The sequence below is a fragment of the Pedobacter sp. D749 genome, from assembly GCF_019317285.1.
Classification (GTDB): Bacteria; Bacteroidota; Bacteroidia; order Sphingobacteriales; family Sphingobacteriaceae; genus Pedobacter.
Map to the genome: position 1 here is coordinate 1,660,504 of NZ_CP079218.1, position 17,181 is coordinate 1,677,684.

At 36.8% G+C, this 17,181-nt stretch carries 2 protein-coding genes; both read left to right on the top strand.

What is annotated here, in order from left to right:
- Window positions 1-7 precede the first annotated feature (7 nt).
- On the top strand, window positions 8-7,738 hold the full coding sequence (locus KYH19_RS06710; protein WP_219078071.1) for a non-ribosomal peptide synthetase: 7,731 nt from the start codon (window positions 8-10) through the stop codon (window positions 7,736-7,738).
- Window positions 7,739-7,782: 44 nt separating this feature from the next.
- A complete protein-coding gene (locus KYH19_RS06715) occupies window positions 7,783-17,133 on the top strand; it encodes a non-ribosomal peptide synthetase (RefSeq protein WP_219078072.1) in 9,351 nt (3,116 codons plus the stop codon).
- Window positions 17,134-17,181: the final 48 nt, after the last annotated feature.

The following is a 17,181-nucleotide window of genomic DNA, read 5'->3' on the forward strand; positions in this document are numbered from 1 at the left end:
AATGACTATGAATGAAGTGAAGAAAAAATATTTTGAAACGTCTTTGTTACAGCAAAATGAGCTCGCAGGCGCCATAGTGAATCAAGGTTATATAGATAAAAATCAACCTCTGTTTATTTACATTGATGAAGATATTAATTACAACAAGCTATGCTTGGCCGTCAATGAATTAATAGCCCGGCATGAGCTGTTGAGGACGGGCTTTAAAGTTGGACAAAATAAATTTAAATTGTATTTGCTGGATGAATACGTGTACGAGTTGACTGATAATTCGAAGGAAATATCAACGCTGGAATATTTGAAAAAGCTAGCAGATAAAAGAAAATTCTGTTCGGAGGATTTTCCACTATTTGATTTTGGCTTACACAAAATCGGGAAAAAACAATTTGTATTACTCTTCAATAAGCCGGCTTTTATTTCAGATGCAATTTCGGATGGGATATTAATGTCGGAGCTGGAAAAAATATACAAAGACCAGCAACTACCTAAAATAGCCTTTCAACATCTTGATTTCTTATTATGGCAGAACGATTTCATCAAGACTGAAAAGGGCGAAAAAGCTAAAGACTCATTAAAAAGGTTATTAGCAACTCAAACTACTGATTTTTTCCAACCAGAAGATATTGATTGTCCTAATGAAATCTCTTGTGGCTTAAACGATCCGTTAAATATCAGCATAAATTTATTGGAAAAAATCACCCTTTATACTTCAAAACATAAGATAAATGTAGATGATTTTTTGTTATCAGTTTGGTATGTTTTTTTGCAAAAATACACCAGAAATGATCATGTTTTAGTTAACTGTGTGAAGTCATGTCGCGAGGCAGACTGGAAACAAGTTAGTGGAAATTTCGAAAATGTCTTTCCAATGTCTAGGTCGATCAATAAAAATGACCGGTTCATTGATTTTTGCATAAACGTAAACAGAAATGCTGTTATTCTGGATAAGTACAAATATTATCCTTCGGAGGGATTAAAAATGATGGGCGACCAGTATGAAGATGAAAACAAAAATACTGGTATGGGTTTTATATTTTGCGCCGAAGTTAACCAGCAGACTCGCTGGATAGATCTGCATTCTCACCTTGGGACTTCATTGCTTAAACGCTGTAATTTTAATTTAAAGATTGTTGCACAAAAGGATGAGCTAAATATTTATTTGATAAACAGTACAAAGAAATTTTCTACGGACGCTGTTAATCGGATCAAAGACTGCATTTCAACGATAATTACATCAGTTCTTGATGAGGAACATATTTTGATTAGAGATGTTGATTTTACCAGTGAATCTGAAAAAAAACGGTTGTTATATAAATTTAATGAACCTTACCAGGATTTAGGCGAAATAAAGCCTATCCACGTCTTGTTTGAAGAACAGGCAACGTTATTTCCTGACACTACCGCGGTGATCCATAATGACTATAACTTATCTTATCAGGAACTCAATCAAAAATCAAATAAACTTGCTCACTTGCTTATTAGCTTAGGTGTTCAACGTAAAGAATTTGTGGGTGTGTTCTTAGACAGAAGTTTCGATCTACTGAGTTCGATGTTAGCGATATTTAAATCGGGAGCATCCTATGTGCCCTTTGATAAACAAAATCCGGTTGAACGGTCTAAGTTTTTGATCGATAATAGTAATGCAAAGATTTTATTCACAGATAGTGATACTGTAAGAAATAATGACTGGCTTATCCTTGATTTGCCCCATATTGATTATATAATCTGCATTGATGAATTAAAATCTGATTATGGAAGTCTATCACCCAGAAGTAAAACTACAATCATTGATTGTTTAAGTTATAGTAACTTGTCTACTGATAACCCAGAAAATGTCAATTCAATTGACGATTGGTCTTATATGTTATATACATCGGGTTCTACAGGCGATCCGAAAGGTGCAATTCTAACACATCAGGGGGCAGTCAATCACATCTATGCGGAATATAAGTTTTTGAACTTAGCACAGGGGTTTAAATTTCTTCAAAGTGCAAATATTTCATCTGACATATCCGTTTGGCAATACTTAGCACCATTATTACATGGTGGTACAGTAATCATCATAGATCAAGTCGATCTTCTTGACTTCAATAATCTAATTTCAATTCTAAATAAAACTGAAGTCACCCTTGCAGAGTTTGTTCCATCGTATTTAAACGCTTTTTTGGATTTTGTTGAAAGTTCAGGGACAACGTCAAAAACAGAACTGTTTTATTTACAAAGTATCATGATGACAGGTGAAGAGTTACCTGTTGAATTAGTTGGACGCTGGAAGAAATTTACCAGCTCAATTAAACTAATTAATGCTTACGGACCCTGCGAAGCCTCTGATGATATTACTCAATACCTGATAGATGATACCTTTGACCCCCGTTCCAAAAGGGTTCCGATCGGGAAACCTTTAGCAAATTTGAATCTGTTCGTATTAGATGAGAATGTGAAGCTTCTGCCAATTGGCTTTACTGGAGAAATTTACGTCTCAGGCATAGGTGTAGGGGAAGGGTACTGGAAGGATATTAAAAAGACGTTATCAAAATTCATCCCGAACCCGTTTCCTGACACATTGGGTGAAATAATGTATCGGACTGGTGATTTAGGAAGATGGAAAGCTGATGGAAATTTGGAATTTTTAGGAAGAATAGATCATCAGGCACAGATCCGTGGCAACCGGGTTGAGACAGCGGAGATTGATCATCTTCTTGGCCAACACCATCACATAGTTGAGGGTATAACCGGAATTAAAAAAGACAATAACGGGCAGGAATACCTGGTAAGCTACATTATCAGAAAGCTGAATAGTGGGGCAGGAGATGAGGAAACTTTCAGGAGCGAATTGACAATCTACCTGAAGAGATTTTTACCAAGTTTTATGGTACCCGCTTATTGGGTTTTTTTGAAGGAATTTCCTAAAAATCTTAGTGGTAAAATAGATCTTAAATTGTTAAAAGAGATTGATGAGCGGTCACTTACAGGTAGTTATGTTACTCCGGTAGGAGATTTGGAAATAAGAATTTCTTCCATATGGGAAGCGGTGTTAAACAAGGATAAAATAAGTGTTGAAGCGAACTTTTTTCAAGTTGGGGGGCACTCATTGAAAGCTGTACAAGTAACTGCAAAGGTTTACAAAGAATTAAATGTTGTTCTAAAACTCAGAGATTTTTTTAACGCTCCAACTATAAGACAACAGGCAGAACTAATTGCAAACGAAAAAAATCAAAATTACCAGCCTATAAATCCGATAAAAAAGAATCAATTTTACGATTTGTCTTTTGGGCAGAGAAGGTTGTGGTTGTTTCAGCAATATAAACAAACGGGGCAGGCCTATAATATGCTAAACGGTTATTCGATGACCGGCGAGCTTGATTATCATCATTTCGAAAAGGCAATCAACTATGTTATTCTAAAGCATGAAATTTTAAGGACCAGGTTTATTACAGTGGGGGGTGAACCAAAGCAGGTCGTTGAGGAATTTGGTGGCAATTATGCTTTAGACTATGAAGATTTGCGAAACAATACAGAAGCTCATCAACACCTCGATGTTTTAGTTGATTGCATGGCTGCGTTTCAATTTGACTTGGCAACCGCGCGTTTATTCCAATTTAAGTTGCTCGAAATGGAGGACAACAGTTACGTGTTCTTGACTTCCTTTCACCACATCATTATGGATGGCTGGTCTATTGATGTTTTTATCAAGGAACTTGCAATATTTTATAATGATTTGTGTAGTGGCATTAAGCCTGAAGTGACACCACCACTCTTGCAGTACAAAGACATCGCGTCGTGGTCAAATGCATTAATAAAAAATGAGTCTAATGGTGGTCATCGATCATATTGGCTAACCCAGCTGCAAGGAGAGTTGCCCCGTATTGAGCTCCCATTTGATTTTAAACGGCCCACGAGCAAATCATATAACGGCGGATCAGTTGAGCATGTCTATGATCAGCAACAAATTTCCCTGTTGAATAATTTCTGCAGACGCGAGGGGGTTACGACTTTTATGGTATTGCTTTCTGCGGTTAAATTGCTGTTGTTCCGGTATAGTGATCAAAAGGATCTAATAATTGGTATTCCAAGTGCCGGTCGTACTCATCCCGATATGGAAGACCAATTGGGGTTTTATGTAAACACTTTACCAATAAGAAGTTGCGTGAAACCTTTCGAAAGCTTTAGAGAATTGCTCGATCAGGTAAAAGGAAATATGCTTGACGCTTTCAATCATGATTTATATCCTTTTGATAAGATTGTCTCAGATTTAGAGATCGTAAATGATCAAAGCCGGACCCCTATATTCGATGTAATGGTAACCCATCAGAAGTCACTGCTTGACCGAGAGCTGAGGTTATCGAATCTCGTGGTGGACGATTATTACATCCCTTCCAATACGAGTAAATTCGATCTTACATTTAACTTTCTGGATGATAACGACCTATTTTCATTAAACATTGTTTACAATACCGATATATTCAAAAAGGAACGGATAGTAAGTCTTCTTGGGCACTTAACAAATCTTATCTACGCAGTTTTGGCTGATGCAGATAAGCCAATGAACGAGGTTGATTATATCGGTGAAGTAGAAAAGACCAGAATTTTAAAGGAATTTAATCGTACTGAAACCGAATATCCCGATCAGGATTCTTTAGTATCGTTGTTTAGAAAGCAGGTGTCGAAAACCCCAACCAAAACAGTTTTGGTGTTTGAAAGTGGTAAATTAACCTATACTCAGTTTGACCTGTTAACAAATCTACTGGGGAACTATTTAGTGGAAAAGTATAATATCAACCAGGGGGATGTGGTCAGCCTTTTTATGGATCGGTCTCTTGAAATGGTTATATCCATTTGGGCCCTTCTAAAAATTGGAGCAATTTATGTACCACTTGACCCAACCTTTCCTGAAGAGCGGATATCTTATATTATTAAAGACTCGCAGGCGAAACTGATATTGACAAAAACAAAAAAAGTTTTTGAAGATTTGAATATTGACCAGTATACTGTAAATCTCGAAGTATTAGCCGCACTTTATCCCAATAAAGAGATTAGCTTTTATCCAAAACCTGAGGATGATGCTTACATCATTTATACATCAGGATCAACAGGGAACCCCAAAGGGGTAATTATTAAACATAAAGGCATCGTTAACAGGTTAAACTGGCAGTGGTTGGAATATTCCTTTACGGATGCTGACATTGTTCTTCAAAAAACAAATTACGTGTTCGATGTGTCCACATGGGAATTATTTTTACCGGTATGCTTTGGATGTCAAATGGTGTTATGCCCCCAAGAAGTCGTTTACGATCCGCTTAAGATGGTCCAATTTATCGATTATCATAAGATTACTAGGGTTCACTTCGTTCCAACGATGTATAATTATCTTTTGGACTCCCTCAACCTAATGGATAAGACCTGTTTGCAAAGCCTACGAAATGTCTATTGTGGTGGAGAACCGCTCTCTACCAAGTTGGTAAATAAACACTATAAAAATTTAAAAGCACAGTTATTTAATTGGTATGGACCAACTGAGGCATCTGTTGACGTAACTGCACAGCCTGTTTATGAGAATGATGAAATTATTCCTATTGGTTATCCCATACATAATACAAAACTTTATATAGTCGATACAAATTTGCAGCTAAAACCGATCGGAGTAACAGGTGAAATAGGGATATCAGGAGTTGGTTTGGCAAAGGGATATTTGAATAACGAAGTATTGTCGAATAGTAAATTTATTGATAATCCCTACGAACCGGGGCAGAAGCTTTATTTAACCGGCGATTTGGGCTGCTGGGAACCTGATGGCGCTATTTTATATTTTGGCAGATCGGATGACCAGGTAAAGATAAGAGGACATAGAATTGAATTAGGTGAGATCGAAAACGTATTAAAAAAAAATACAGATATTTTAGATGTTGTTGTCTTAGCTGTTGAGAACCCATCGGGAGACAAGAGTTTAACAGCGTATCTCATCAGTGAAATCGATGATATAGTTTCTAAAGCCAGAGATCGCCTGCGGGCCGCATTACCGGATTACATGCATCCAGCTCAATATGTGATTTTACAGCGGTTTCCTTTGACAGCCAGCGGCAAACTCGATAAACAAGCGCTAAGCAAGATCATAGAGTTTAAAAGCCCTCAGTCTGATAAACAGCAAAGAAAAACCAGCGCATTAGAAAATACCCTATTAGAAGTCTGGAAAGATGTCTTGGGTAAACAAGATATACTGATAGATGATAATTTCTTCGAAATAGGGGGAGATTCAATAAAAGCTATCCAAATCGCAGTCCGGTTACAAAAACATAAATTTAAAATAGAAGTCAAAAATATTTTCGAACATCCATTTATTGATAAACTGGCCAATTTTATCAAACCCTTTGTGTCCACCGCTGACCAATCGATAGTGGAAGGATCTATTCTTTTGACCCCAATTCAAAGATATTTCTTTTCAAAAAAACTGCTGAATATTAATCACTATAACCAATCTGTTGTTTTGTATCACAGCAAATTAGGTATTGATGAGGTAAAGTTCATTTTTTTAAAACTCTATCATCACCATGATGCCCTTAGGATAACTTTCCTTCAAAGCGAAAATGAGAGAATGCCGGAGCAATTCAATAGGGGGGGCGCAGGCGATATTCCCGTTCTTGAGTTTGATATCAGGGGTGATGATGATTTACCAGAATTTAAACGTATCTCGAACGACCTTCAAAAAAGTTTAAATATTTACAAGGGTGAACTATTTAAGATAGCGCTGTTTCATATGAATGATGGAGAGCGATTACTTATAATTTGCCACCATCTTATTATCGACGGCGTTTCTTGGCGGATACTCTTAGAAGATATCACTACACTTTTCCAACAATTCCGGAAGCAGCAACAGTTACTCTTACCTGAAAAAACTGACTCATTTAAAACCTGGTCTGAAACATTGGCACTGTATACAAAAAGTGAGAATTTTCAGAATGAAAAAGAATATTGGAACACATTAGAGGTAAATGATGGCTTTATTTTGCCTAGAAGGATTAAGCAAGCCGGTAAGCGTAGAGATATTAAAACACTGACTTTTACGCTAGATGAGCATAAAACTACAAAACTGATCAGTAATGTAAATCAGTTTTTTGAGAGTGAGATTAACGATATTTTGTTATCTGCACTGATTATCACCTTCCAGAAATTGTTTAATGCCAAAAGCCTGTTGATCATGCTTGAAGGTCATGGTCGAGAGCCGATTTCCGATACCATTGATGTCAATAGAACAGTTGGTTGGTTTACGAGTGTTTTTCCTGTTAAATTGATTGCTGATCAAAATCGGGAGTTTAGCCAACAGATCGAAAAAGTCAAAAAAAAATTACGGTCGATCCCGAATAAAGGTATTGGATACGGTATCTTAAAGTACCTGACAGCTCCAGAGGTGATGATGAATATGCAAGCAGATATTTTGTTTAACTATTTAGGTCAATTCGATTCTGACGAATCTGACTTTCAGGTTATATCAGATTCTGCAGGACACGAAGTTGGACAGGACGAAGCAGCTGATTATCCTTTAGAAATAACTGGGATGATTGCTGGTAAAGCTTTGCTTGTAAGTTTTAATTACGACTCTAAACTATTTCAGGAAAACTTGATCATCGATATCCATAGAGCGTATCAGCAAACCCTGGATAATATAATATCAAATGCCACCGTAGATTTCCATCAAACACTCTCTCCGGAAGCTTTGGATCATATCAATTCATTATTTGAATAGGACTCACCGCATTTGCGGTTTTTTATACGCCTTAAACCACACTTATGATAAATAAAGACCATATAAAGGATATTTATCCTCTGTCGCCTATGCAGGAGGGTATTTTATTCCACACCCTGCTTGATAAATCATCAAACAGCTATTTGTCACAATCTTCCTACCGTCTGAAAGGTAAGATAGATATTGATCTAATGATTGATTGCCTAAATAGATTGTTTCAAAGACATGACATTTTAAGAACTGCATTTGTTCATGATAAGCTTGATAAACCACTGCAGGTGGTGTTAAAAGACCGTAAAGCGCACATTTATTTAGAAGACATCTCTCAGGACAAAAATCCAGAGCAACGTATAATAGATTACTGCTCGCAGGATATCGATAAAGGATTCAATCTGACGACCGAACCATTGTTGCGTTGTGCGCTTTTTTGCTTGAAAGCCGAAGAGCACGAATTTGTTTGGACAAGCCACCATATTATACTTGATGGCTGGAGTATGCGAAACCTGACAACTGAGTTTTACGAGCTTTATAATAACCCGGAAAATGCTTTGCCTGAGCTAAAATCAAGTTATAAAAACTACATTCAATGGTTATTAAGAAGGGATAAGGAGCTTAGTAAGCATTACTGGCAATCGTATATCGCTGATTATGATAACAAAATTGAGTTGTGCCCCGGCAGATTTAAAAGCGATACCAATGTTTCAGCCAAGTCTTTTATATTCGAAATGGATGGTGATTTCTTAAGGCAGCTTCAAAAATTAGCATCTGATAACCAGGCTACCTTAAGCTCTTTATTTAAAACTGTATGGGGGATTGTCCTATCAAAATATACTAACACCAGAGACGCTGTTTTTGGTAGTGTTGTTTCTGGTAGACCACTTGCTATAGAGGGAATAGATGATATAGTTGGACTATTTATAAACACTCTTCCTGTACGCTGCCGGTATAATGCTGATGCAAGCTTCCCAAACTTGCTTGAGGCTGTTAATAAGGAAAATTTTGAAAACGAAAAATACAACTATCATAGTCTCGCGGATATTCAGGCATTAAGCCCACTTAAGCAAAATTTATTCAATACAATTCTAGTTTTCCAAAATTTTCCAAAAGTTGAAAAAGGAGAGGTCAATAAACTGCATTTAGATATTTTAGGTGCCAAAGAGTTCAAACCGACCAGTTATCAGTTGAATATTGTGATTTCCTGTTCAGATAAGATATCGTTCAGTATCGATTATCACGAGCAATATTATGACGAAAATTTTATTGAAAATTTGGCTGGACAACTTCAAGAGGTGATCAGACAGGTTTTAGATAAACCTATTATTAAAATAGATGCTATATCACTTCTCCCAGAAAGTCAAAAAAGAGAAATTATAAGTTGGAGTGGTGTTAAGGGTTTACACAAAGAAAAAATATTAAAACAGCTTATTAGAAGTCGCTCAGATATGGCTCAGGGAGACACTTCTTTGCTTTTTGAAGCAGATGAAAGTAATCAGGTTAATGATAGTGAAACCAAAGTTTATGTAATAGATGACCAAAATAATTTACAACCAATCGGAGCGATAGGTAATATTTATCTGGAAATAAAGGATAAGAGTATTTTACCTGTAAAATACTTTCAAAATACTAAAGCCCATACTTTCACTGGCCTAGGTGAAAAGCCTATTGAAGTTTTGAATTTAAATAAAGTGGGACGTTGGGTAAGCAAAAATGAACTTGAAATATTTGTTGACGAACGCCCCCAAAAGGTGGAAGCAGGAGAAGAGACTACTACTCAAATTTCATCCACGATGACTATTGACGAAAAAATAGTATGGAGTGACACCGAATTAAAAGTCAAAGAAATATTTGAAGATGTCTTGGACATGCGTGGCATTAATCAACATGATAGTTTTTTCGAACTTGGTGGTCATTCACTTAAAACGATTCAGGTGAGTTCAAGGGTACATCGAATTCTTAATGTTAAAATATCAATAAGTGATATTTATGATAACTTTAGCATAGCCAGCCTGGCAAAATTTATAGACAAACAAAAGAAGGAGAAGTACCGTACAATAACTCCAGTTCCTCTTGCTGAACATTATGAGGTTTCTTATGCCCAACGTCGTTTATGGACTGCAGGGGACTCTTTGGATAATAAAGCGCATTACAATATCCAAAATTCATACCTTGTTAAAGGCATTCTTGACGAGTCTGCTTTGGAAAAAGCTTTTGAAGCACTTGTAACCCGGCATGAAATACTAAGGTCAACTTTCAAGCTGGTTTCAGGTGAGTTGAGACAATTCATAAACCAGCCAGCGGGCTGGCTTAAAATGCTGAAGGTTAATCTTTCTAATGAGAAGCAGCCCTTGTCTGCTGTGAGGAGGTTTGCTGAAATCGAATCCAGCCAGCTATTTAATCTTGAGTCCGGACCGCTGATTCGGATTTCTTTGATCAGAATATCAAATAATGAAAGTGTTATTATAGTTACTCTTCATCATATCATTTCAGACGGTTGGTCTTTTGATCTTTTAATTATCGAAATTACACAGCTGTACAATCTTTATGTACACAAAATGACACGACCATTAAATCCACTTAAAATAAATTATAAGGATTATGCGAAATGGCACAATAAAGAGCTCAGCGGAGAGCGATTACTTCAGCATCGAAATTTTTGGAAAAGCAAATTGTCTGGGAATATTCCTTCGCTCGATATACCAGCTGACTTTGGTAGACCTATAAATAAAAGTTATGCAGCAAAAACGGTAAGCGCTGTTTTAGGCAAAAATCTAACGAAAAGTATCAAAGATTATTGCAAAGAAAATAATGTCAGCACATTTATGACCCTATTTTCCTCTGTTAATGTATTGTTGTATAAGTATACTGGGCAAAATGAGATAATTATAGGATCTCCAATGGCGGGTAGGGAGCACCAGAACTTGGAAAACCAGATAGGGTTTTATATCAACGTTGTCCCGATAAGGACAATATTAGAGCCCGACCACTCCTTTAAAAAGTTATTAACTAAAACGAAAAATAATTTGCTTGAAATCTATGATCATCAAATTTATCCGTTTGATTTGATATTGGAAGATCTCAATGTCCAGTGGCCGCGGAGCCGTTTTCCATTATTCGATGTTGTAGTCGGTCATCAAAATAAGAATAATGTATTCAAGGATGATCATCCCCAAATGCATGGAGTTGAAGTTAGCGCTATTAAATCTTCAGCAAAAAAATGCGATGTTGATTTGCGAATAGAGTTTTTCGAAGACGACCAGGAAATTACTATCAACGTAGATTATGCAACCGACCTTTTTGTCCGCTCTAGGATAGAAATGCTGTTGGCGTCTTTGAAAGTGGTCTTAGCGGCTGCAATCAAAGGCGATGATTTTTCGATCAGTTCTCTGGACTATTTACCGTTAAGCGCGAAAAGAAAAGTTGAAAGATTGAATCGCCCGATTAGGAATGAAATTTCAGATAGAACATTATTGGACATATTTAAAGCTCAGGTTAAATCATTTCCTGAAAAAATAGCTGTTGAAACGGATAAAGTTGCTTTATCATATGTAGAACTTGATGACTTAACAGATCAATTGGCTTTTTATCTCAGCAGTAACAGTAAGGTGACACCTGGTGAAGTAATAGCATTTTATCTTGATAAAACGGAATACGCGATCATTAGTATTATCGGTATAATGAAATCTGGCAGGGCATTTCTGCCAATTGATCCGCAATACCCTGTCGAAAGGGTAAAGTTTATTTTATCGGATGCTGATGTGAAACTTTTGATTACCGAGAGCGACCATATGTTCAATCTTGGATTTTATAATGAAGAATTGTTTGTCATCGATATAAAATTAAATCAATTGCCAAAAGATACCTACAACGCTATTCCATTACCTAAGGTTAATGATCTTGCCTACATCATTTATAGCTCGGGATCTACAGGGACTCCAAATGGCGTTATGATTGAACATGCAAGTGTTGCCAATATGGTGGAGGATCAAATAAAGATGTTTTCAATTACAGCTAATGATAAAGTATTGCAATTTGCTTCATTAGCCTTTGATGCCGCTGTTTCGGAAATTTTTATGGCGCTGGGCGCTGGAGGCACGCTAGTGTTATTAAACAAAGATTTTATGGAAAACACAGATCTTTTTTTAGAAACTATGCGCCAGCGGCAAATCAGTGCGGTGACCTTACCACCGTCATACTTAAGCATTTTGGATAAGACGAAACTGAGCTTCTTAAGAGTTATCATCACTGCTGGAGAAGCCGCGATTGCAAAGGATGCTATTCAATGCATAAATAATGGCATAACTTATTTTAACGCTTACGGACCAACAGAATGTGCGGTTTGTTCAACAATTTATGAAGCTACCGATTTTGATATTAAACGACAGACCATGCCGATTGGAAAGCCTATCGAAAATTTGAATGTCTATGTACTGAACACTGATTTACAGCTATTGCCGATTGATAATCCCGGACAAATATTTATAACAGGGAAAGGCCTTGCTAGGGGCTATATCAACAATGAAGTACTTACCGAACAGAAATTTATCTGCAACCCATTTGATACCACTCAAAAAATGTATGCTACGGGAGATGTCGGTAAATGGAATCAAGAGGGCACACTTGAATTTTTGGGTCGAAAGGATAAACAGGTAAAAGTACGGGGTTTTAGAATAGAACTAGGAGAAATCGAAACAACTTTGCTGAAGCATGGTGATATTGAGGAATGCTTAGCCATTGCAGATCAGCACAAGAACTACATTACGGCTTATATCAGGAAAAAAAATAAAATTGAATTGTGGCCCTCACTGGCTGAGTTTTTTGTATATGACGATATTTTATATAAAACGATGGCTAATGATCAACTTCGTAACGAAAAGTATCGAAATGCCATACGGAAGGTAATCAAAAATAAAGTTGTGCTCGAAGTGGGTACTGGAGCAGATGCGATTTTGTCGCGAATATGTATAGAAGAAGGTGCTAAAAAGGTTTATGCTATAGAAATTCTTGAAGATGCATTTTTAAAAGCTACAAAATTGGTGAAAAGTTACGGCCTTGAAGATCGGATTATTGTTATTCTTGGCAATATCGAGGATGTTCAGTTACCGGAACTTGCAGACTATTGTGTCTCCGAAATCGTAGGAACGATTGGTGGATCAGAAGGTGCTGCTAAACTTATTAACTCTGCAAGACGCCTGTTGAAAAATCCATCGGCCATGATTCCTTCAAGAAGTTTAACTGCTATCGCCGCAATAACCTTACCGGAAGCAGAATTTGAAAACTCCTTTGAGGAACTGGGCGCATATTATGTAGAAAAGGTTTTTTCACAGGTAGGAAGAAAATTTGACCTGCGGTTATGTTTAAATTCACTACCTAAAAAGAATTTAATTTCAAGCATCGGCGTATTTGAGGATTTAGATTTTACACAAGAGTGTGCCTTAGAAAGCACACACAATATCCACCTGGAAATTGATACATCATCTATTATGCACGGCTTTACCGTATGGTTAAACTTATTCACAGACAATGAAGAAGTTATTGATACCTTATCCGATAAGTATATCTGGTTGCCTATGTTTTTTCCAGTATTTTCAAATGGAATTGAGGTAGCACCAGGCGATAGTATAGAAGGTGAAATTGTACGCAAGCTTTCCGAAAATAACCTAAACCCGGATTTTATTATCAAAGGGTGTCTTAAGCGCACAGGTTATGAAGATCTCTTTTTTGAGTATGACGCTCCACATATCATCGAGCATTTCAGAGGTCACGAATATTATACCCAGCTGTTTGCCGATGAAAAATTGAAAATCACTCCTATACTTAATCATCAAAGTATCCGCAATCATTTAGAGAAATTTTTGCCTGACTACATGCTACCGGAACATATGATATTCCTTGATCAATTTCCGCTAACCAGGCATGGGAAGATAGATCATAAAAATCTTCCAAATCCTGAAGTTTATTTAGAAGAAAAAGTTCAGAGGGGTTATGTAGAGCCCCAGACAGAAATCGAATGCCGGTTAGCTTCGATCTGGAAGGATGTACTAGGTCTTGATCGCATTGGAATAGAAGATAATTTCTTTGATTTAGGCGGACAGTCAATGAAAGCCATCCAAATTGTTTCAAGAGTTTACAAGGAATTAAATATTAAAATTGAGCTGAAAAATATTTTCGAGTTACAAACTATAAAAGGCTTAGGTGAATTGCTGGCAGGGACTTCGGAAATGCAATTTCAGGCCATTCCCGTCAATCCTGTAAAGTCTCATTACGATCTTTCACATGCGCAAAAAAGGATTTGGATATTAAGTCAGTTTGAAGAAACTAAGGATGCTTTTGACTTATCCAGTAGGTTTCAAATAAAGGGCAACTTAAATATTGAATATTTTAAAAAGGCTTTTATCATTGTTATAGGACGGCAGGAAAGTCTCAGAACAACTTTCACTTTCGTTAACAGCATCCCTCAACAGGTGATACATTCGATAGACGCTTTGCCTTTCGAAATGGAATTTATTGATACCAGTGAAAACTCTGTCGGTAACCAATTTGTCTTCGAGTACAACACAGCCTCAATTGATCTAGCTGAAGGTCCTTTATTCAAAACGCAACTCATAAAAAAAAGTGATCATTATTTTGAATTTGTCTTCACCATTCATCATGCGATTTGCGATGGATGGTCAAGTGTGTTGTTAATGAGGGAATTGACCGAGTGTTATAATTCGCTACAGCAACAAAGACAACCGAACTTACCTAAGCTTTCTATTCAATATAAAGATTTTTCCTCATGGCAAAATGATGAAATTTCAACAGGCATTTTAAACAATCACAAGAAATACTGGTTAGCCCAGGTTGCCGACACGCCCTTGTTAAATCTTCCGCTAGATTTCCCGCGACCGGTGATTAAAACATACGATGGAGACAGTATTAATTTTACTATTCCACCAGTGTTAACTGAACAGCTATACAAGTTAAGTCATCGACGGGATAGTACTATGTTTATGACATTACTGGCCGCGTTTTACATCTTGCTAAGACGTTATGCAGATCAGCAGGAAATTGTTATTGGCTCACCAATATCTGGAAGAGATCATGCTGAAATTGAGCAGATAATAGGTCTGTTTATCAATACACTACCGCTTAAGATTTCGGCTGGAGAAAATACTTCTTTTGATGAGCTGCTTGCCCTAGTCCGCGGTGTCACGTTGGATGCTTACGAACATCAGTCATATCCTTTTGATAAGTTGATAGAAGACCTCAGCTCTAAGCGGGATGTAAGTAGGTCTCCATTGTTTGATGTAATGATCGTATTGCAAAACTCAGACATGATGTCAGGCAGCAGCCTTAAAATGAATGGTTTGTCTTTAGAATATGTGGGTACGGCCAGTCAAAGTTGTAAATATGATATGATTCTTAATTTAACCGAAACAGAAAGTAATATAGAAGGAAGGTTAGAATTTAACCCGCGATTATTTTCTAAAGAAAGAATTCAAAGAATGACAGATCATTTTACATGTATTTTGGAAGCGATCGTTATAAATGACAAAGTAAATATCGATGATCTTGACTTTGTCACGGACATAGAAAAAAAAGAAATCATTGAATTATTTAATGATACGAAAACAGATTATCCAAAATCTGCAAATCTGATAGATTTATTTGAAAAACAGGTCGTTCTTCAACCTAACGCAACTGCCGTCCTTTTTGAATGCATTAGCTTGACCTATTCGGTTTTAAATGAGAAAGTAAATCAGTTAGCGCGTTATTTGATTGGGGAATATAATGTTCAAAAGGGTGATTTTATTGCTATTTCCTTACCAAAATCCGAAAGAATGATAATCGGAATGCTGGCGATACTCAAATGTGGAGCAGTGTATGTGCCAGTGGATAGCGAACTTCCGACAGAGCGAATAAACTATATTCTGGGGGATGCTTCTGTTAAATTGGTTCTCACCGAATCGTCGAACAAATGGTCAACAAAAGATTTTAGCGTCATGATGTTAGATTTAGATAACAGTGAAATTAATTGTATGGACGTGGCTAATCTTTTGGAAAACCGATCATCTTCAGATTTGGCATATGTGATTTATACATCAGGATCAACGGGAATGCCTAAAGGTGTAATGATGGAACACACCAGTGTGGTGAATAGAATACATTGGATGTGGAACCACTATCAATTTGACACGACGGATATAATTCTTCAAAAAACCTCTATAAGTTTTGATGTGTCGGTTTGGGAAATATTTATGACACTATGTTACGGCGCGAAACTGGTACTTTGTAACCGCGATGCTGTTTACGATCCTGAAACGCTTATTGATCTGATTTATGAAACCAGGATTTCCACGATACATTTTGTCCCTAGTATGTATGCCGTATTCCTGGAATACCTGGAGGAAAGCGAATTGTATAAAATCAGTTCACTGCGTCACGTCATTGTTAGTGGTGAGGCATTATCTCCTAGTCTTGTAGAGAAACATTACCTCAATTCAGCAGTCCCATTGCACAATTTATACGGTCCTACCGAAGCTGCGGTAGATGTTAGTTATTATCAAACTAACCGATCAGATAAAATTATCCCGATTGGGAAGCCGATATCGAATATTAAACTTTACATCGTTGACAAAAAGTTAAACCTTCAACCTGTGGGGGTGGTTGGCCAAATTGCCATAGAAGGTGTTGGATTAGCCAGAGGTTATCTAAATAAAGAGGAGCTTACTTTGGCTAAGTTCACACATTCTGGATTTAATCGTAAAAAACTTTATTTAACCGGTGATATCGGACGCTGGCTAAAGGATGGTAATATTGAATATTTGGGAAGAAATGATTTTCAGGTAAAGGTACGTGGTTTCCGAATTGAACTGGGTGAAATAGAAACAGTATTAATGAAGCACCCCAATATTAAAGATGCAGTGGTGATAACTAAGGGGAAAGATCCCAATGCTCAAGAACTCGAAGCTTACCTGATTTCGGATAATCCCATCGATAAAAGAGATTTGAAATTGTATTTAGGAAAGGTCTTACCAGAATATATGGTGCCCTCGTTTTTTAATTATCTAGAGGAGATGCCTCTGAATGCCAATGGGAAACTGGATCGAAATCTCTTGCAGAACACGAAAAATGCTAGCCCTGAAATTGATTTTAAAGATGTTAAAACCAAGCTTGAGGATCAGATACGTGAAGTATGGAAAGACTTGCTACAGCTTGATAATATCAGCACAACAGATAATTTTTTTGATATCGGTGGCAATTCTCTTAAAATCATAACGCTACATAAAAGAATAAATCAGTTCTTGAAAAACAAAGTTTCTTTAGTTGATCTGTTTAAGTTCAATACGATTGAATCATTTCATGCTTACGTCTCCAAAAATGACGTTTTATCAGTTGAGGATATTGATGTTTAACCTCTCTATCCCTCACGCACCATTGCCAATTTTGTTCATCAACCATAA